The 18,857-nt window shown below is 68.1% G+C and carries 19 protein-coding genes; 14 read left to right on the top strand and 5 right to left on the bottom strand.

Going from position 1 to position 18,857, the window contains the following annotated elements:
- Positions 1-22: 22 nt before the first annotated feature.
- The 10 genes from ABB55_RS16495 (at position 23) to ABB55_RS29840 (ending at position 10,220) form a co-directional block, all read left to right on the top strand.
- The gene (locus tag ABB55_RS16495) at positions 23-1,717 is read left to right on the top strand and encodes a caspase family protein (protein ID WP_054359779.1); all 1,695 of its coding nucleotides are present in this window, start codon (positions 23-25) and stop codon (positions 1,715-1,717) included.
- 267 nt (positions 1,718-1,984) lie between these two features.
- Positions 1,985-2,494: a hypothetical protein gene (locus ABB55_RS16490; RefSeq protein ID WP_054359778.1), complete on the top strand. Its 510-nt coding sequence runs from the start codon at positions 1,985-1,987 to the stop codon at positions 2,492-2,494.
- Between the two features lie 263 nt (positions 2,495-2,757).
- Positions 2,758-3,027 carry a hypothetical protein gene (locus ABB55_RS16485; protein WP_140941958.1) on the top strand — a complete coding sequence of 90 codons (270 nt, stop codon included), beginning with the start codon at positions 2,758-2,760 and terminating at the stop codon, positions 3,025-3,027.
- 328 nt (positions 3,028-3,355) lie between these two features.
- Entirely contained in the window at positions 3,356-4,429 is a 1,074-nt protein-coding gene (locus ABB55_RS16480) for an ABC transporter ATP-binding protein (protein WP_054362113.1), read from the top strand.
- 12 nt (positions 4,430-4,441) lie between these two features.
- Complete coding sequence (locus tag ABB55_RS16475) at positions 4,442-5,728, top strand: ABC transporter substrate-binding protein (protein WP_054359776.1); 1,287 nt, start codon at positions 4,442-4,444, stop codon at positions 5,726-5,728.
- 178 nt (positions 5,729-5,906) lie between these two features.
- Positions 5,907-6,800, top strand: coding sequence for a carbohydrate ABC transporter permease (locus tag ABB55_RS16470; protein ID WP_054359775.1), 894 nt, complete (start codon positions 5,907-5,909; stop codon positions 6,798-6,800).
- Between the two features lie 17 nt (positions 6,801-6,817).
- The gene (locus tag ABB55_RS16465; RefSeq protein WP_054359774.1) at positions 6,818-7,633 is read left to right on the top strand and encodes a carbohydrate ABC transporter permease; all 816 of its coding nucleotides are present in this window, start codon (positions 6,818-6,820) and stop codon (positions 7,631-7,633) included.
- Positions 7,634-7,731: 98 nt separating this feature from the next.
- On the top strand, positions 7,732-8,664 hold the full coding sequence (locus tag ABB55_RS16460; protein ID WP_054359773.1) for an IS1595 family transposase: 933 nt from the start codon (positions 7,732-7,734) through the stop codon (positions 8,662-8,664).
- 1 nt (position 8,665) lies between these two features.
- On the top strand, positions 8,666-9,475 hold the full coding sequence (locus tag ABB55_RS29845; RefSeq protein ID WP_152982072.1) for a hypothetical protein: 810 nt from the start codon (positions 8,666-8,668) through the stop codon (positions 9,473-9,475).
- A gap of 565 nt (positions 9,476-10,040) precedes the next feature.
- Positions 10,041-10,220, top strand: a complete 180-nt coding sequence (locus tag ABB55_RS29840; protein ID WP_152982071.1) for a hypothetical protein — start codon at positions 10,041-10,043, stop codon at positions 10,218-10,220.
- A gap of 19 nt (positions 10,221-10,239) precedes the next feature.
- Here the strand turns inward: ABB55_RS29840 and ABB55_RS16450 are convergent, their stop codons facing one another.
- Both ABB55_RS16450 and ABB55_RS16445 read right to left on the bottom strand, forming a co-directional pair.
- Positions 10,240-10,467 carry a hypothetical protein gene (locus tag ABB55_RS16450; protein WP_054359771.1) on the bottom strand — a complete coding sequence of 76 codons (228 nt, stop codon included), beginning with the start codon at positions 10,465-10,467 and terminating at the stop codon, positions 10,240-10,242.
- Between the two features lie 92 nt (positions 10,468-10,559).
- Positions 10,560-11,564, bottom strand: a complete 1,005-nt coding sequence (locus ABB55_RS16445) for an adenosine kinase (protein WP_054359770.1) — start codon at positions 11,562-11,564, stop codon at positions 10,560-10,562.
- Between the two features lie 305 nt (positions 11,565-11,869).
- On the opposite strand from ABB55_RS16445, the gene ABB55_RS16440 reads away from it, so the two are divergent.
- Positions 11,870-12,586 carry a sulfate transporter family protein gene (locus ABB55_RS16440; RefSeq protein WP_054359769.1) on the top strand — a complete coding sequence of 239 codons (717 nt, stop codon included), beginning with the start codon at positions 11,870-11,872 and terminating at the stop codon, positions 12,584-12,586.
- A 22-nt stretch (positions 12,587-12,608) separates the two neighbouring features.
- Here the strand turns inward: ABB55_RS16440 and nth are convergent, their stop codons facing one another.
- A complete protein-coding gene (gene nth / locus ABB55_RS16435; protein ID WP_244472056.1) occupies positions 12,609-13,502 on the bottom strand; it encodes an endonuclease III in 894 nt (297 codons plus the stop codon).
- A gap of 58 nt (positions 13,503-13,560) precedes the next feature.
- On the opposite strand from nth, the gene ABB55_RS16430 reads away from it, so the two are divergent.
- Both ABB55_RS16430 and ABB55_RS16425 read left to right on the top strand, forming a co-directional pair.
- On the top strand, positions 13,561-14,088 hold the full coding sequence (locus tag ABB55_RS16430) for a DUF2244 domain-containing protein (RefSeq protein ID WP_054359768.1): 528 nt from the start codon (positions 13,561-13,563) through the stop codon (positions 14,086-14,088).
- Between the two features lie 100 nt (positions 14,089-14,188).
- Positions 14,189-15,097: a methylated-DNA--[protein]-cysteine S-methyltransferase gene (locus ABB55_RS16425; RefSeq protein WP_054359767.1), complete on the top strand. Its 909-nt coding sequence runs from the start codon at positions 14,189-14,191 to the stop codon at positions 15,095-15,097.
- 116 nt (positions 15,098-15,213) lie between these two features.
- Here ABB55_RS16425 and htpG read toward each other — a convergent pair whose 3' ends face one another.
- Entirely contained in the window at positions 15,214-17,157 is a 1,944-nt protein-coding gene (gene htpG / locus ABB55_RS16420) for a molecular chaperone HtpG (protein ID WP_054359766.1), read from the bottom strand.
- 486 nt (positions 17,158-17,643) lie between these two features.
- Between htpG and ABB55_RS16415 the strand changes: the two genes are divergently transcribed.
- On the top strand, positions 17,644-17,841 hold the full coding sequence (locus tag ABB55_RS16415) for a hypothetical protein (RefSeq protein ID WP_054359765.1): 198 nt from the start codon (positions 17,644-17,646) through the stop codon (positions 17,839-17,841).
- 90 nt (positions 17,842-17,931) lie between these two features.
- Here the strand turns inward: ABB55_RS16415 and ABB55_RS16410 are convergent, their stop codons facing one another.
- Entirely contained in the window at positions 17,932-18,846 is a 915-nt protein-coding gene (locus ABB55_RS16410) for a flagellin (protein ID WP_054359764.1), read from the bottom strand.
- Positions 18,847-18,857 lie beyond the last annotated feature (11 nt).

Here is an 18,857-nt window from a genome sequence, read left to right as displayed (position 1 = left end):
CCCCAGCGCCGCGAGGCCTCCCGTGTCCAAGACCCTCCTCACCCTCCTCGGATCCTCGGTGCTCGCCGGCCTCGTCGGGCTCGCCGAACCCGCCGCGGCCGCGACCCGGGCGGTCGTGGTCGGCATCGACGGCTATACCAACATCCGCCGCCTGAACGGCGCGGAAAACGACGCCAAGGACATTGCCGCGGTGCTGCGCAAGCACGGCGTTTCCGACCTGCGGGTGATCCTCTCCAACGAGGCGACCCGCGATCAGGTGCTCGGCGCGCTCGACGCCATGGTCGACCGGGCACAGAAGGACGATCTGGTCATCTTCTCGATCGCCGGCCACGGCAATTCCGAGGTCTGGGGGGCCGAGCGGCCGAAGGACGCCAAGCAGGGCGACAAATACGAGGTCTTCCTGCTGCGCGATTTCTTCCAGCCGGATTTCGAGGGCCGTATTCCGGCGAACAAGCGCAAGGAGGCCGGCGAGCGCATCCTCGGCCGCGAGTTCCAGGCGCGCCTCCTGAAGCTGGAGCAGAAGGGCGCGCGCGCCGTGTTCGTGGCCGATACCTGCCATGGCGGCGGCCTGACCCGTCAGGTCGTGGCCGGCGCCCCGGAGCCGACCTACCGCGCCTCGCCGCCCTATCCGAGCCATGCCGCCGGCGAGGACCCGCTGTCCTTCCTCTATCCGGGCCTGCCGCCGGAATTCGACCACCTGAAGATGCTGCCGTCGCTGACCTTCCTGGCCGCCGTCGACCGCAACACCAAGGCCCCTGAAGTGCGCCTGCCGGCCGGCGCCTCGACCTATCGCGGCGCCCTGTCATTCGCCTTCGCCCGCATCCTGGAGGGCGCGGCCGACACCAACCGCGACGGGGACGTGACGCGGGAAGAGATCTTCCAATACATCAAGCCCTTCGTCCGCCAGGCGACCGAATCCAAGCAGACGCCCGAATTGCAGCCGAGCGATCAGGCTCCGGAGGTGCGCGGCAAGACGGTGATCCGGCTCGCCGCCGATCTCGGCGGCGCCGAGGCAACGCGGCCGCAGACCGCCAACCGCGTCGTCCGCATCTTCGTCGACGGCGGTGCGCCGATCGCCCCCTCGCGCGGCCGGACCGGCGATCTCGACATCACGCCGGCGCGCGACAAGTCCGACTCCGACCTCGTCTTCGTGCCCGGCCCCGGCGGCCGCAACGGCCGCGTCGTCACTTCTACCGGCGACGCCCTCTCCTACGATGCGCCGGCGACCGATCTGCCCGCCATCGCCGAGCGCGAGATCGCCCGTCGCGAACTCTTGGAGATCGGTCGCGGCCGGTCGATCGAGATGCGCCTTCTCGACAAGAAGGCCGGCGCGGCCGGCGCCGCCTCGGACCGGACCTACAAGTCCGGTGAGACGGTCGAGGTCGAGGCCACGCTGCCGCCCGGCGGCAGCAAGCACTACCTGCTCTTCAACATCGGCTTCGACGGCACCGTCCAGTTCCTCTACCCGATCGTCGGCAAGGACCGCATCCAGCTGCCGCCGGGTCCGAACACGCTCGCCAACATGGACGTGCAGCGCCCCTACGGCGCCGACATGATGGTGCTGATCACCTCCGACAAGCCGCTGACCGGGCTGATCGGCACGATCAAGGCGCTCGACGGCGAACGGCTGGCGCTCGACGCGGTCTCGGCGATCCGCAAGAGCCTGACCGAGGACATGACCATCTCGACCCAGAGCCTGTTCACGGTCCAGCAATAGGCCTCGCCTGGCGGGCGGCCGGTCGCGCCGGAACCGCCCGGCCGGCCGGGTTGCCTCCCAGCCGATTGGAGGCCGCGGCGGCGCCGGCCCCCTGGCGGCAGGCCCGGAGAAGGCCGATCATGAAGATCAAGGAGGGACTTGCCGCGCCGCCGGACGGATCGTCCGCGGAGACGATGGGTCCCGGACACCACCATTCTGTCTGATGCACCGTTTCCTCTGATCTGCCGGGCCGCCGAGCGGCCCCGGCCAACGAATGGAACCACGGCCATGGCCCCTTGTCCTTCCGATCCGGCCGCCACGCGCTCCGCCGCGGCGCCCCGCTCCGCTCCCGCCCGCGCGCCGGGCGGCGCCACGCTGCTGACCGGCCTGATGCTCGTCTCGAGCGGCATGGCGCCGGCCACCATGGCGCTGACGATCGGGCTCGCCACCACGCCGGCCTCGGCCCAGCTCGCGATCGCCCCGGAGCAGCCGGCCTTCACCCCCTACGACCAGTCGATCATCGCACGCAACAGCCTCCTGCGCGATGCGGTCGCGTCCGATCCGTGGCTCGTGCGCCGCACCCTGGACGGGCTCTACAAGGGCATGCCGGAGAGCCGCACGGCCCTGCCCGCGCCGGCCCCGAGCGCGCGCGACATGAGCCTGGCGCCGCCGCGCCTCGACCCGTCCAGCAATCCGGACCTGGTGCCGCTCGACCGCGCCTCGCCGGAGGCCGCCAACGACCTGTTCCAGCTGCTCAAGAAGGTCGGCGCCGGCAGCCCGACGACCCCGGCGAAGTAGCCCGCCGGCGGCAGCCCGTCGGGATCCTCGATCACGGCCGTCCCGCCCGGGGCGGCCGTTTTCGCGTCGGCGCGGGCAAGCCCGCCTCCGGACTTCGGCCGATCGGGCGGGAGGGCGGGCGGCCGGCCTGCCCGGCGGAGGCTGGAGCCCTCCCAACGGATTGGCAGGCGCGGGCCTATCGGCGGCCGGGGACCCGGCGCAAGGTGGTTTCACCCGAGGCGGCCGAGACCTTCGCCCGCCGGAACCCGATCCAGGAGCCCGCCATGACGTTCCGTGCCCTCGCCGCCCTCGCCCTGCTCGCCACCGTCGCCGGCGCCTCCGCGGCGCGCGCCGAATCCTCGGGCACCCCGAACGACCTGTCCGCCCCGGCGGCCCAGTCCGGCGAGGACCGCCTGCTGATCGTCAACGGCAATACCGGCCGGGTGATCTACGACGACGGCCGCGACGATCTCTTCTGCGTCACCCGCAAGGTCATCGCCGGCTACGACTATTACGGCCGCCCGATCCTGCGCCGCACCATGAAGTGCCGCTGAACCGGCCGCGCCGGCCCGGGGCCGCCACCGCCGGCTGCCATCTCCGGACGAACCGCTCACTCTTTGACCGCCAGGGCCGCGCTCTCCTACCCCGGAGACGCGGCCTTCCTGCGTGGTTATCCAACGAAGCGGATTTCCCTTGCCGGCAACAGGCGCTAGTCTCCGACCCCCGGAGGCCGCCAAGCCGGCATCCGGACTGGGAGAAGAGCCGTCATCGCCCGACGATCGGGTGCGCAGCCGCAGGCGGCGCGCCGGCCGGGTCGTGACGGCCGTCATCGGACTGTCGCAGGCTCGCGCGATGGTCCGCAATGCCGGGGGGCGGGGACGCGTGTCGCGTATCGAAGTTCAGGAACTCACCAAGGTCTACGAGGGACGCAAGGCCGTCGCCGGGATTTCGTTCCGGGTCGAGGCCGGCGAACTCTGCGTTCTGCTTGGGCCGTCCGGCTGCGGCAAGTCGACGACCCTGCGGTTGATCGCAGGCCTTGAGGATCCCGACGGCGGCACGATCCGGATCGCCGACCGCGAGGTCACCCATCTGGCGCCGAAGGACCGGCGCATCTCGATGGTGTTCCAGTCCTACGCGCTATTCCCGCATCTCTCCGTCGCCGACAACATCACCTTCGGCCTCGAGGTGCGCGGCGTGCCCAAGGCGGAACGGCGCGAGCGGCTCGGCAAGGTCGCCGCGCTGGTCGGCCTCACCGACTATCTGAAGCGCAAGCCCGGACAGATGTCGGGCGGCCAGCGCCAGCGCGTCGCGCTCGCCCGGGCGATCATCGCCGAACAGCCGGTCTGCCTGATGGACGAGCCGCTCTCCAATCTCGACGCCAAGCTGCGCGGCGAGATGCGGGTCGAGATCCGCGCCCTGCAGCAGCGCCTCGGCCTGTCGATGATCTACGTGACCCATGACCAGATCGAGGCCATGACGATGGCCGACAAGGTCATCCTGATGAAGGACGGCCATATCGAGCAGGCCGGCACCCCGGCCGAACTCTACGAGCGGCCGGCCACCACCTTCGCGGCCCGGTTCATCGGCGCGCCCTCCATGAATCTGATGCGCTTCGGCGGCCCCGCCGATCCGATCCTCGGCGTGCGCGCCGAGCATATGCGGCTCGGCCCGCCGATCGGCGACGCGCGCGACGCGACCGTCGCCAGCATCGAGTATCTCGGCGCCGACACCATCGTGGGCCTGGCCCGCACGCCCGACGAAACCGTCGCGGTCCGGCTGCCGGGGCGCGCCGGCGTGCGCGTCGGAGAGCGCACCGGCCTCGCCTGGGAGCCGGCTCACGAACACCATTTCGACGGCGCCAGCGGGCGCCGCATCGTCTCGCCGCCGACCGGCACGGCGGCCTCGGTCGGCCTGCCGGCATCGGCCGCCGCAATCCCGGAAACAACCAGCCTCTGAGGAGAGACCGACATGAGGATGTCCCGACGCACCACGCTGGCCGCCACCGCGGCCCTGCTCCTCGGCTTCGCCGGACCGGCGGCCGCCGACACCACGCTGACCTTCTACTACCCGGTCGCCGTCGGCGGCCCGGTGACCAAGATCGTCGACGGCATGGTCGCCGATTTCGAGAAGGACAATCCCGGCATCAAGATCAAGGCGGTCTATTCCGGCTCCTACCAGGACACGATCGCCAAGATCCTGACCGCCGTGAAGGGTGGCGACGCACCGTCGGTGGCGGTCGCGCTGTCGACCGACATGTTCACCCTGATCGACGAGGACGCGATCGTTCCGTTCGACGACCTCGTCGCGAAGGACAAGGCGGCGACCTGGTTCAAGAGCTTCTATCCGGGCTTCATGGCCAACAGCCAGACCGGCGGCAAGACCTGGGGCATCCCGTTCCAGCGCTCGACCATCGTGCTCTACTGGAACAAGGAGGCCTTCAAGGAGGCCGGCCTCGACCCCGAGAAGGCGCCGCAGAGCTGGGACGAGATGCGCGCCATGGCGGCCAAGCTGACCAAGCGCGACGCCGCCGGCGCCGTCACCCAGTGGGGCGTGTCGATCCCCTCCTCCGGCTTCCCCTACTGGCTGTTCCAGGGCCTGACCACGCCGAACGGCGCCATCCTCGCCAACGACGCCGGCACGCAGGTCGCCTACGACAAGCCTGAGGTGGTCGAGGCGCTGCAGTACTGGATGGATCTGGCCCAGAAGGACAAGGTCCATCCGCCGGGCATCGTCGAGTGGGGCACCACGCCGAAGGACTTCTTCGAGAAGAAGGTCGCCATGATGTGGACGACCACCGGCAACCTGACCAACGTCCGCGCCAACGCCAAGTTCGACTTCGGCGTCGCCATGCTGCCGGCCAAGAAGAAGCGCGGCTCGCCGACCGGCGGCGGCAACTTCTACGTCTTCAAGGCGGCCTCGGCCGAACAGCAGAAGGCCGCCGCGCTGTTCGCCGACTGGATGACCAAGCCCGAGCGCGCCGCCCAGTGGTCGATCGCCACCGGCTATGTCGCCGTCTCGCCGGCCGCCTTCGAGACCAAGGCGATGAAGGACTATCTCGCCGGCTTCCCGGCCGCCGGCGTCGCCCGCGACCAGCTCGAACATGCCGTCGCCGAGCTCTCGACCCACGACAACCAGCGTGTCGCCAAGGCGCTCAACGACAATCTCCAGGCCGCGCTGACCGGCACCAAGACCGCCGCTCAGGCCATGAAGGACGCCCAGGCCGAGGCCGACCGCATCCTGAAGGCCTACAAGTGATCGATCCGGCCGTGAGTGCCTGACGGCGATCACGGTCCTACCAGGCGCGATGCCGGGACCTCGGTTCCGGCATCGAACCCGCTCCGGTGCGGGCCGGCGATGCCGGTCTCGGCGCCGTCCGGTCCCGGCCGCAGCCCGGGACGTTCCGCATCCGGCCGCCCACGGAGCCCCGACACCGGTGTCCATCCCGTCCCCGAACCGATCGCTCGCCGCCCGCGCCGAACCCTGGCTGCTACTGCTGCCGTCGATCGCCCTGTTCGCGACCTTCACCCATATCCCGATCGTCCGCACCGCGATCGACAGCTTCCATTCCACGCCGAAGGGCGCCCGGCCGTCGCGCTTCGTCGGCCTCGCCAATTACGAGGACATGGCGGCCGACCCGATCTTCTGGAAGGCGCTGATCAACAACCTCGTCTATGCGATCGGCACGATCCCGCTCTCGATCGGGCTGGCGCTCGCCATGGCGCTGTTCGTCAACGGCCGGATCGCCGGGCGCGGCCTGCTGCGGATGGCCTATTTCACCCCGACCGTGCTGCCGATGATCGCCGTCGCCAATATCTGGCTCTTTTTCTACACGCCGCATTATGGCCTGCTCGACCAGATCGCCGGCCTGTTCGGCTTCGGCGCCACCAACTGGCTCGGCTCGCAGGCGACCGCGCTGCCGGCGATCATGGTGGTGACGGTCTGGAAGGAGGCCGGCTTCTTCATGATCTTCTATCTCGCGGCCCTGCAGACCATCTCGCCGGACCTCAAGGAGGCAGCGGCCATCGAGGGCGCCTCGGACCTGACCGTGTTCCGGCGCATCACCTGGCCGCTCCTGATGCCGGTGACGCTGTTCATCCTGGTCAACGCCGTGATCAACGCCTTCCGGATGGTCGACCACATCTTCATCCTGACCGGCGGCGGGCCGGACAACGCCACCAACGTGCTGCTGTTCCATCTCTATCAGGTCGGCTTCAAGTTCTGGGATCAGGGCTACGCCACCGCGCTGACTATCGTGCTGCTCGCCATCCTGTCGCTGATGGCGCTGGTCCAGTTCGTCGCCGCCGGGCGGCGCGTGCACTATCAATGAGCGGGAGCCGGACCACGATGCACCGTCACGCCGTCCGCGACCGTCTTGCCAGCGCGGGCGCCTGGGCGCTCGGCCTCGCCTGGCTGGCGCCGCTGCTCTATGCCGCCTGGACCGCCTTCCATTCGGCCGAATACGCGACCCGCTTCGACCTCCTGGCGCCGATGACGCTGGAGAATTTCGCCCGCGCCTGGGCGGCCGCGCCGTTCCCGCGCTACTTCCTGAACACCGTGCTGATCGTGGCGCTGATCGTCGGCGCGCAATGCATCCTGTGCACGCTCGCCGCCTATGCCTTCGCGCGCTACCGCTTCCGCGGCCGCGATCTCGTCTTCGGGCTGGTGCTGCTGCAGCTGATGATCACGCCCGACATCCTGGCGGTCGTGAACTACCGGACCATGCGGCTGATCGGGGCGGTCGACACCATCTGGGGTATCGCCCTGCCCTATCTGACCTCCGCCTTCGGCATCTTCCTGTTGCGGCAGACCTTCCTGACCGTGCCGAAGGAACTGGACGAGGCCGCGCGCATCGAGGGCTGCGGATCGCTCGGCGTGCTCTGGCGGGTCTATGTCCCGGCGGCGCGGCCGATCTATCTCGCCTATGGGCTGGTCCAGGTCAGCTACCACTGGAACAACTTCCTCTGGCCGCTGATCATCACCAACTCGGTCGAGACCCGCCCGCTGACCGTCGGCCTGTCGGTCTTCTCCTCGGTCGATCAGGGCATCGACTGGTCGGTGATCACCGCCGCGACGCTGATCACCTCCGGCCCGCTGCTGATCGCCTTCCTGATCTTCCAGCGTCAGTTCGTGCAGTCGTTCATGCGCGCCGGCATCCGGTAGCGGCCCGTCAGATCGAGAAGCCCGTCAGATCGATAGGCGATATTATACTTGACGTACCCAGCGGCCGTGCTACCTTAAGCTCTGCAAGGAGTTGAGCCGTGTCCGTCCTGTCCGCCCCGCACTTCCACAACGAAGAGGCCGCTTACGCCTTCGTCGAAGCGCGCGTGTGGCCAGTAGGCCCGCTGTGCCCTCACTGCGGCGGGTTCGAGCGCATCGGCAAGATGGGCGGCAAGAGCACCCGCCTCGGGACATACAAATGCTACCAGTGCCGGAAGCCCTTCACGGTGAAGGTCGGGACGGTATTCGAGAGCAGCCACGTTCCGCTGCACATCTGGCTCCAGGCCATGTACCTTGTGTGCTCTTCCAAGAAGGGCATCAGCGCCAACCAGCTGCATCGCACGCTCGGCGTGACGCTCAAGACGGCCTGGTTCATGGGCCACCGCATTCGCGAGGCGATGCGCGACGGCACCTTGGCCCCGATGGGTGGCGGGGGTGGTATCGTTGAGGCCGACGAGACGTTCATCGGTCGCGAGCCCGGGAAGAAAAAGGCCCGCGCCTATCACCACAAGATGAAGGTACTGGCTCTCGTGGACCGCGAGACGAAGCAGGCCCGCTCCATGGTGGTGGACGATCTCAAGCCTGCGACCATCGTCCCAATCCTGCGGGAGAACATCGCGGCTGAAGTCCGGCTGGCGACGGACGAGGCCGGGCACTATCTCGTGGCGGGCCGCGAGTTCGCCGACCACGGGGTGGTCCGTCATGGGCAGGATGAGCACGTGTCCAGCGCGGATCGCACGATCCACACGAACACGATTGAGGGCTACTTCTCCGTGTTCAAGCGCGGCATGAAAGGCGCTTATCAGCACTGCAAAAAGAAGCACCTTCATCGCTATCTTGCCGAGTTCGATTTCCGGTACAACAACCGTGTTGCGCTCGGCGTTCATGACGCTGGGCGAGCAGAGAACGCATTGAAAGGCATCGACGGCAAGCGGCTCACATATAGGTCGTCTCACGAAGGGTTAATTGCGTAGGATGAGTGACCGAAGCGAAATCACTCTGACAATTCACGGCCTTGATACTCACAATCAAGACGTGGACGGGGAGGTTTTTGCCAAAAAGTTCTCTGCTTTCCTGAAGGCCCTCGCTGCAGCTGACATCGCAGCCAATGGGAAACGCCGCCACAAATTCATGGTGAGCGCGCTCGCGAAGAACACTGCTACGGCTGCTGTGCGTGAGCGGATCGCGGTTCACGGCCCAGTACCAGGATCCAGCGTTGCATACTGCGCCGATGGGATTACCGCGATCTATGAGGATCGACCGTCCGCGCGCCGCCTACCGAAAGACTTCCTGAAACCGATTGCGGCGCTCAACAGTGGTGTTGGTGAAACATTCGCTTTCGGCGAGCTGAAGTTCGATGCTGGCACAGTCGTTCGTATCGATGATTTTCTGCGCCGGAGAGCAGAGGCAATCCTTGAGGAGGTTGAGAGAGCCGAGTCTAGGCAAGAGAGACTGTTCAAAGGTATGGCTTTCGGCTCCTTCGACGGCGTGTTGAAACTCGTTGACCTAAGGGGTGACACGAAACGTGCGAAACTCACCCTAAGTGCGGGCGGCCGAGAGATCGACTGCAACGTGGATGAAGTCGAAGTAGAGAAGCTTCGCAGCGCGCTTGACCATAGAGCTATGGTGCTTGGTATGGCCCACTACAATGGCGAGTCCGGTCTTCCTGTCAGGCTCGACGTGAGAGACGTTATGCTTGCCAAGCCGGAGCCTGACCTAAGCCGTTGGCGCGGTGCCTTCTCCATTTCGGCGGGCGACGATGACGAGAGTTGGGGCGACCTTTGACGGCGAATTTCCCGCATCTCTATTGGGACACTTGTGTGTTCATTGCTTATCTCAACGACGAGAGGGCAAGCTACGGCGCTACGATCGACCACATCGAACAGTATCTGGAAGAAGCGAAGTTGGGTCAATGCCGGATATACTGCTCCACGATCACTATCGCTGAAATCACAGACGGATATATGACGAAGTCGAGCTTTGGCACGTTTAGTGAATTTCTAAGGGATTATAGTTCGGCAGTTGTGCAGGTTACGCCTGACCCTGTTGTCATGGGCCTAGCGAGTCAAATTCGGAGCGTTCAGTATCAGAGGGGGAATGGTAAGCGGAAACTTGCTACTCCCGATGCTATACACCTTGCCTCGGCAGTTTGCCTCAGGGACATCTACAAAGTGCCGCTCACGGCGTTCCACACTTTCGATAACGGCAAGGGTAAAGGCCCAGATGGGAAATCGGTCCCGCTTCTTGACTATGATCTATGGTGCGAAGGTGTTGAGCACGAACCGACCGCCCAAAAGGTACTCTCGCTCAGTCGAGTCCGCCCGGAGCACCCTACTCCTAGGCTGAAGGTATGACTAAGCCGAAAAGTGATCCGAACCAAGCCGAGCGGTTCACCGCAATAGCGAAGTCTCTCGAATGCGATGAGACGGGCGAGGCGTTCGAACGAGCCTTCGCCAAGGCGGTTCCGCCGAAGCGACCACCGAAGCCTGCGGATGGCGACAAGCCTGAAATCAAGAAGCCCGGCCAGTGAGCCTGGCTCCCTAGTTTGATCAGACCGCAGACAAGTCGCGGATCGAGACCTTGAAGGCCATGCTGTTGAGCGTAGCCGCCAGGGCATCAGCATCCGCGCGGGACGTGCCGTTCGCCAGTTGGATGACCAGCGTCTCGCCTCGATAGGTGGTCAGCGACGACCCAGTCGGCTCAAACGCGATCATGGCCACGTCGTCGGCGACCATCGCGCGGAATTTGCCATAGTTGATGTCGAACTCGTCAGCCATCGGCGCCTCCTTTGAAGGGGCGCTCGATTACCACGCCGAGTCCGTCTTGCCAATGCGTACGTCCAGTATAATATCGCCAATCGAAAAGCCGGTCAGATCGAGAAGCCGTTCTGGCGGGCGAGATCGGCGAGATTGGTCTCCGGGCGGGCGCCGAGATGGCCGATGATCTCGGCGGCGGCGAGGCCGCCGAACTCCGCGCACATCGCCGGCTCGTAACCGCGGGCGAGGCCGAACATGAAGCCGGCGGCGTAGAGATCGCCGGCGCCGGTGGTGTCGAACACGGTCTCGACCGGATGCGCCGGCACCGCGATCGTCGCCGCCGCCGTGACCACCAGCGATCCGGCCTCCGACAGGGTGACGGCCGCCATGCGGGCATCCTGGCGCAGCGCCGCCAGCGCGGTGTCGAAATCGGCCGTCTGGTAGAGTGCGTGCACCTCGGCCGCATTGGCGAAGACGAGATCGACCGTGCCGGAGCGGATCAGCTCCAGGAACTCGGCGCGGAAGCGGTCGACGCAGAAGGAATCCGACAGCGTCAACGCGACCTGGCGGCCGGCCTCATGGGCGATGCGCGCCGCGACCCGGAAGGCCTCCTTGGCGGCCGGCGGATCCCACAGATAGCCCTCCAGATAGGTGATCCCGGCGGCGCGCACGATCTCCGGATCGATGTCGTCCGGGGTCAGATGCGAGCAGGCGCCCAGATAGGTGTTCATGGTCCGCTCGCCGTCCGGCGTGACCAGGATCATCGAGCGCGCGGTCGGGGCGGCGCCGGTCGAGAGCGCCGGCGTGTCGAAATGGACGCCGACCGCCCGGATGTCGTGCCGGAACAGCCCGCCGAGCTCGTCCTCGGCCACCTTGCCGATGAAGGCCGCCCGGCCGCCGAAGGAGGCGACGCCGGTGGCGGTATTGCCGGCGCAGCCGCCGGAAATGACCCGCGCCGGTCCCATATGGTCGTAGAGGCGGACCGCCTCGGCCGCATCGATCAGCCGCATCGAGCCCTTGGCGAGCCCTTCCCGGACCAGGAAGTCGTCATCCGCCTGCGCGATCACGTCCACGATGGCGTTGCCGATGCCGAGAACGTCGAAGCGCGGGTCGGTCATGGAAAGGTCTTTCGGAAGAGGGACTTGTCCGGCACCGGCCGGGGCGGATCGGAAGGCGGGTCGCAGGACCGGGCGACGGTCCGGCCGGCCTCAGCAAAGGGTGCCCTCCTCTAACGGAAAAGCCCCGATGCGGCAACCGCGCCACGGCCCGGCTTGGCCGCCCCGCCCGCGGGTAGGGTCCTGGGCACCGGGCGGCGACCGGGCGGAGCCCGGCTACAGGGCGGAGCCCGACTGGCGGGCTTGCCGCCCGCGGGCCGCGGTCCTATGTCGGTCGGGCTGCCAACCGGTCCGGAGATCCGCCCCCGATGCCCATCGTCGCCGCTCTGCGGGCCTTCTCGGACGTGTTCACGCCGCCCTTCCGCTCGGTGCTGATCCGCTCGCTCGCCATCTCGGTCCTGGTCCTGGCCGTGATCTGGGCGGCTGGCACGCGCGCCGTTGCGGCGCTGGCGGCCTGGTTCGCCGCGACCCATCCGCTCGACTATCCCTGGTATGTCGATGCCTTCACGACGGTATCGGGCTTCGTCTCCGGCGTGCTGATCTTCATCGGCCTCGCCTATCTGGTCGCGCCGGTCTCGGCGATCGTGGCCGGCTTCTTCCTCGACGACGTGGCCGCGACGGTCGAGCGCACGCATTATCCGGCCGATCCGCCCGGCCTGCCGGTCCCGCTCTGGGAATCGATCGGGGCGACCCTGAAGTTCACCGCGCTGGTCGTCGTCGTGAACCTGATCGCCTTCCTGCTCCTGCTGGTGCCGGGGATCAACCTGATCGCCTTCTTCGTCGGCAACGGCTACCTGCTCGGCCGGGAATATTTCCAGCTCGCCGCCGGCCGCCTGATGCCGCCCTCCGCCGCCGAGCAGCTGCGCGCCCGCCATGCCGGCAGCGTCTTCCTGGGCGGGCTGGCCATGGCCGGCCTGCTCGCCGTGCCGGTGCTCAACCTCGTGACGCCGCTCTTCGGCATCGCCCTGATGGTGCATCTGGTCAAGCGCCTGACCGGCACCAGGACCCTCATGCCGCCGCGCTGACCGACCGCAGCCGACCGGGCGCTCAGGCCTCCGGCGCCGGCTCCGAACCGCGCGGATAGCCGGCCCGGGCGATTGCGAGCGGCAGCGGCACGGCGTTGGTCTTCTCGTCGCTCCGGCACAGATCGGCGATCACGCATTGCGCGCAATCCGGCTTGCGGGCCTTGCAGACATAGCGCCCGTGCAGGATCAGCCAGTGATGCGCGTGGCGCAGGAATTCGTCCGGGATCACCTTCAGGAGCGCGGCTTCGACCTCGTCGGGGGTCTTGCCGGGCGCCAGGCGGAGCCGGTTGCCGAGCCGCAGGATATGGGTGTCGACCGCCAGCGTCGGCTGCCCGAAGGCGCCGTTCAGCACCACGTTGGCGGTCTTGCGGCCGACGCCCGGCAGGCTGACCAGGGCGTCGCGGTCGGCCGGCACCTCGCCGCCGAAGCGGTCGATCAGGGCCTGCGACAGGAGGATGGTGTTCTTCGCCTTGTTGCGGAAGAGGCCGATCGTCTTGATCAGGTCGCGCACGCGGTCCTCGCCGAGCGCGACCATCTTGGCCGGCGTGTCGGCGAGACGGAACAGCTCGCGCGTGGCCTTGTTGACCCCGACATCGGTCGCCTGGGCGGACAGCACCACGGCGACCAGCAGCGTGAACGGGTTGACGTGGTCGAGCTCGCCCTTCGGCTCCGGCGCCACGGCGCGGAAGCGCTCGAAGATGGTGCGGATCTCGTCGGCCGAATAGGCCGCGAGGGGCTTTGCGGCCCGGGCCTTGCCGGCGGCCGGCGGCCGTTTCGGCGTCGGCTTTGCGGGGCCGGCGCGTTTCGCGGAGGCCCCCGGCGGTGCGATCGCCGCATCCGGGTGAGCGACCTCGGCGGTCGCCTTCCTGGCAGGACGCGTGCCACCCGGCTTTGCCGCAGGGCTACGGCTTTTCACGGATTTTTCCTGGGGCTTCTGCTGATCGGCGGCCATTTCGGATCTATACTCTTAGGCCATGACGGACAGCAACGCAGCCCCTGCCGAAGCGCCCTTCTTTTCCGCAGTGCTTCTGCCGCACCGCTCGCTCGGTCCGCGCGGCTTTCTGATCCTGATGGGTGCGGTGGCGCTCGTGTCCTGCGCGGTCGGCCTCCTGTTCTATCGGATCGGCGCCTGGCCGGTGAGCGGCTTCCTCGGGCTCGACGCCGGCCTCGTCTGGTTCGCGTTCCGCTTGAACTACCGCGCGGCGCGGGCGCGCGAGGAGGTCTCGGTCTCGCCGCACGAGATCGTGGTGCGCCGGATCGCCGCGCATGGCCCGGTCTCCGAATACCGTTTCAATCCGCTCTGGGTGCGGCTCGATGTCGAGGAGGTCGAGGACGAGGGCGTCACCCGTATCGCCTTGCGCTCGCACGGCCGCAGCCTGGCAATCGGCGGCTTCCTCAATCCGGACGACCGCACCTCCTTCGCCGAGGCCTTCCGGCGGGCGCTCGCGGCGGCAAGATCGGGCCGCCCGGCCGACCTTCTCGCGGCGCGGGCCGCGGAATGACGGTTCACCGCGAAGCGGGCGTCCGAAATCGGGTGTCGGGACGGGACCGGCCGGGCTAGGGTCGCGGTCACCCGTCCCCGAAAGCCATTGCGATCCGCCCATGACCTTCGATCTCTTCGCCCGTCTCGAGCCTCAACCCGCCGGTCCCGCCGGCGCCGATCTCGATGCCGATCCGGCCGGCGACTACCGGCTGGTCAAGGCCGCCATCGAACTGATGACCGAGCGCTGGCGCGAGCAGCCGAGCGTCGAGGCGATCGCCGCCAAGCTGCGCCTGACGCCGGTCCAGCTGCAGCGGCTGCTGGTCCGCTGGGCCGGCCTGACCCCGAAGGCCTTCCTGCAGGCGATCACGCTCGATGCAGCGCGCGCCCTTCTGAAGGACGCCGCCAGCGTGCTCGACACCACCTACGAGGTCGGCCTGTCGGGGCCTGCGCGGCTGCACGATCTGTTCGTCACCCACGAGGCGATGACGCCGGGCGACTACCGGGCGCGCGGCCGCGGCCTGACCATGCGCTGGGGCCTGCATCCCTCGCCCTTCGGCACGGCGCTGGCGGTGGCGACCGATCGCGGCCTGGCCGGGCTCGGCTTCGCCGAACCGGGCGGCGAAGCCGAAGCGCTCGCCGACATGACCCGGCGCTGGCCGCAGGCCGACTATGTCGAGGATGCCGCCGCCACCTCCCCTTACGTGGCGCGCGTGTTCGATCCGGCCGAATGGCGCGCCGACCGGCCGCTCAAGGTGGTGATGATCGGCACGGATTTCGAAATCCGCGTCTGGCGCACGCTGCTGCGCATCCCGATGGGCCGCGCCACCACCTATTCGGACATCGCCGCCCATGTCGGCAACCCGAAGGCCAACCGCGCCGTCGGCACCGCCGTCGGCCGCAACCCCTTGAGCTTCGTCGTGCCCTGCCACCGCGTGCTCGGCCGCTCCGGCGACCTGTGCGGCTACCACTGGGGCCTGACCCGCAAGCGCGCCATCCTCGGCTGGGAGGCCGGACAGGTCGCCGGATAGGCCCCGCGCCGGCGGCCCGATCGCCGGCTCGGCGTCGCACGCAGCGTTTTCGCTTGGCGGGGCGCGGCCCGATCAGGACCGGCCGCCCCGCCTGACGGTTGCGCCCGCAGGCGTCCTCAGACCATCAGCTTCTGCATCACCTGCACCAGACGGCGGCCGAAATCGGCCGGATCGTCCGGGGCCTCGCCGTCCAGGATGCGGGCCTGGCCGAACAGCAGGAAGCCGGCATCCTCGACCAGCGTCCGGTCCGCATCGGCCAGATGACGCGCCATCGCGGCGACCAGCGGATGCTGCGGATTGAGTTCCAGGATCGGCTTGGTGAAGTCGCTGCGGCCCTGGCTGCGCGACATCAGCTTCTCGAATTCCTTGTCGGGCCCGAAATCGGGCGCGACCAGGCAGGCCGGGCTTTCGGCGAGACGGGTGGAGGCGCGCACGTCGGCGACCCGGTCGCCGAGCGTCTCCTTGACGAAGGCGACGACGGCCGCGACCTCCGCGGCGCCCGCCGCCGCCGCATCCGGCTTCGGCGCCCCTTCGGCGAGCGGGATGGCGTCGAGATCGGCCGCACCCTGCGTCACCGACTGGAACGGCTTGCCGTCATAGCCGAGCGCGGTGCGCACCCAGAAGGCATCGACCGGGTCGGTCAGCAGCAGCACCTCGACATCGCGAGCCCGGAAGCCCTCCAGATGCGGGCTGGCGGCGGCCCGCTCGGGGCTGTCGGCAAGCACATAGTGGATGCGCGTCTGGTTCTCCCTCAGGTCCGCCACATAGTCGGCGAGCGAACGCCAGCCGTCGCCCGACTTGGTCGACTTGAAGCGGATGATCTTGAAGAGTTCGTCGCGACGGTCGGGATCCTCGTAGAGGCCTTCCTTGATGACCGGACCGAACGCCTCCCAGATGCGCAGATAGGCCTCGGTGTCCGACGTGGCGAGCTTGCCGAGTTCGCTCAGGATGCGGCCGGTCACGCCCTTGCGGATGGTCTCCAGGAGCGGGTTCGACTGCAGCAGCTCGCGCGACAGGTTGAGCGGCAGGTCCTCGCTGTCGATGACGCCGCGCACGAAGCGCGCCCAGGCCGGCAGGATCTCGACCTCGTCGGAGATGAAGATGCGCCGGACATAGAGCTTGACCCGGCCCTTGCGCGCCGGATCGAACAGGTCGAACGGCTTCATCGACGGCACGAACAGCAGCACCGAGTATTCGGTCCGGCCTTCGGCGCGGTAGTGGATGGTCAGCGCCGGCTCGTCCCACTGGCCGGAGACGTTGCCGTAGAACTCGGCATATTCCTCCTTGGTCACCTCCGACTTTGCCTTCGCCCACAAGGCGGAGCCGTCGGTCAGCTCCCGGGAGGCCGCCTCGCCGGCCTTGGCGAAGCGGATCGGTACGGGCACATGCGCCGAATAGGTCTTCACGACCCGCTCGACGGTCGCCTCGTCGGCATAGTCCTTGGCGTCCTCGGTCAGTTCCAGCACGATCCGGGTGCCGCGCACGGGCGCATCGGCAAGCTCGGCCGGGGCGACGTCGAAGGTGCCCTGCCCGTCCGAGGTCCAGCGCCAGGCCTCGTCGGATCCGGCCCGCCGGCTGGTCACGACGACGCGGGCCGCGACCATGAAGGCCGAGTAGAAGCCGACGCCGAACTGGCCGATCAGACGCGAGCCGTCCTTTGACCCGCCGTCCTTTGAAGCGCCGTCCTGGCCGGCCGCGCCGTCCTTGGCGGCATTGGCCTGTTCCAGGAAGGCGCGCGTGCCGGAGCGCGCGATGGTGCCGAGATTGTCGACCAGCTCCTGGCGGGTCATGCCGACGCCGTTATCGGAGACGGTCAGCCGCCGGCCGTCCGGATCGGCCTCGATGACGATTTCCAGCGGCGCGCCGTCCGCGTTCAGCGCCGGATCGGACACCGCCAGCCAGCGCAGCTTCTCGCAGGCATCGGCGGCATTGGAGATCAGCTCGCGCAGGAAGATATCGCGGTTCGAATAGACCGAGTGGACCATCAGGTGGAGAAGGCGCGCCACCTCGGCCTGGAAGGCATGGGATTCGGCAGGTTGCTCGATCGTATCGGTGCTCATGGCGTCTCGGCGATCCGTGGCCTGGGGCAAGGGCCGGGCGGAGCGGGAGCTCCGGCGGCGGGCTTGCGTCGACGATGGGAACGGGACCGGCCGCACGATGCCGCATCGGCTCGTCCGGGCCGGCCCTCGCGAAGGGAATGCGGCCCGGACGCGGGGCCGAAGCCCCGGTGCCGCGCCGGAGCCGCTGATATCGTCCGATGGCGGGCCGAATTCAAGCGGGTTCGCATGCGCCGCGCCTCAGGCGACGGCGGCCGGTTCGGGGCGCCCGCCTGTCGGCAGCCGCCGCCACGCCGCGCGCAGCCAGCATCCCGGCGCGGCCCGGACCCCGTCCCGGGACCTCGGCGAGGTTGCGATTTCTTCAATCAGGCGTCGCAAGACGAAATTATCGAAAAAGATTCGCGCCCGCAATATTAACGAAACTCGTCTTGTTAGGGTTTCATTAACCATACCGCGCAAGCATTCGCCCATGCAGTCGGAGAGATCGACATGGCCGTCGAATCGCATCGCGCCCGACCGGTTCTCGATAACGCGCGGGACATCCAATACGCCCTCGAGCAGTTGAGCCGCGTCACCGACGATCGGACCCACATGTGCCGAAGTCTGGTCGAGCATTTCGCCGTCGATCTGGATCTGCTTGCCTTCGCCATGCGCCGCACGGCGGCGGCCAAGAACGCCCCGGCCTGACACCGGCCCACCTGACACCCGCCCACAGGACACCCGCCCGGGACGACGACATTCGGTCGGTCCTGCCACGCCGGGCGGGACCCGCCACGATCACTTCAGGAAATCGCTGAGCCGCAGGCTCTGGATCTTGCCGATCGCCGCATAGGCGGCCTCCAGCTGGGTCTGGTAGCTGGAGAGGCGCGCCGCCACGGCGGCGACATCGATATCCGTCTTGCCCGACAGCTCCGTCTCCGCATAGGTCCGGTCGTCCTGGCGCGCCGTGATGGCGCTTTCGAGCGCCGCTGAGGACAGACCGAGCCGGGCCTGGGCGGTGGAGAGGCCGCTCACCGCCGTGTCGACCAGGCTGCGCGCCTCGGTCAGGGTCGCGTCGTCGTAGCCGCCGCCGCTCAGGTCGGCACCCGCGATCAAGCTGAGCGCGCGCAGCGCCGTCTCAAACCCGGCATCGTCGGCCGTCACGCCGTAACGGATCACCTCCTCGGCCGAGACGCGCACCGACGCGGTCTCGTCGGTGCCGGCATAGTAGCTGGTATCGGCGCTGGTCGGCGTGGACTGGGGTGCGATCGCGTCCTGGACGACCGGCGCCAGATCGGTGGCCGATCCGGCAAACAGATAGCGGCCCTGATACTTCGTATTCATCAGGGCGGTCATCTGGTCGAGGATCGAGGCGGCCGTCTCCTGCAGGGTCGAACCGTCGCTGAGCGAGGCATCGATCGACGTCAGCGCAGAGGTGAACTGGTTGAGCAGGTCGGCCATCGATCCGACCGCGCTGGCCGCCGCCTCGACCTGGCTGCGCGCGGCGGTGGCGGCCTTCTCGTAGATGGTCGTGCGGTCGATATAGGTCTCCAGCGCGATGATCCGCCCGGCCCCGGCGCCATAGCCGCCGTAATCCGTGGCGACCTTGCCGGACGCCTGCTGGAGCGTGGCATCGGCCTGCTCGGCCTGGACGCGCATGGCGGCCTGGACGAGATCGGACGTGCCGGAGAAGGTTGCGACGCGCATGGCCATGGCGGTTCACG

This window comes from Prosthecodimorpha hirschii (assembly GCF_001305515.1).
In the GTDB taxonomy this organism is placed as follows: Bacteria; Pseudomonadota; Alphaproteobacteria; order Rhizobiales; family Ancalomicrobiaceae; genus Prosthecodimorpha; species Prosthecodimorpha hirschii.
Note: the sequence above shows the minus strand (reverse complement) of the source record. Positions and strands in the feature narration are given on the sequence as shown.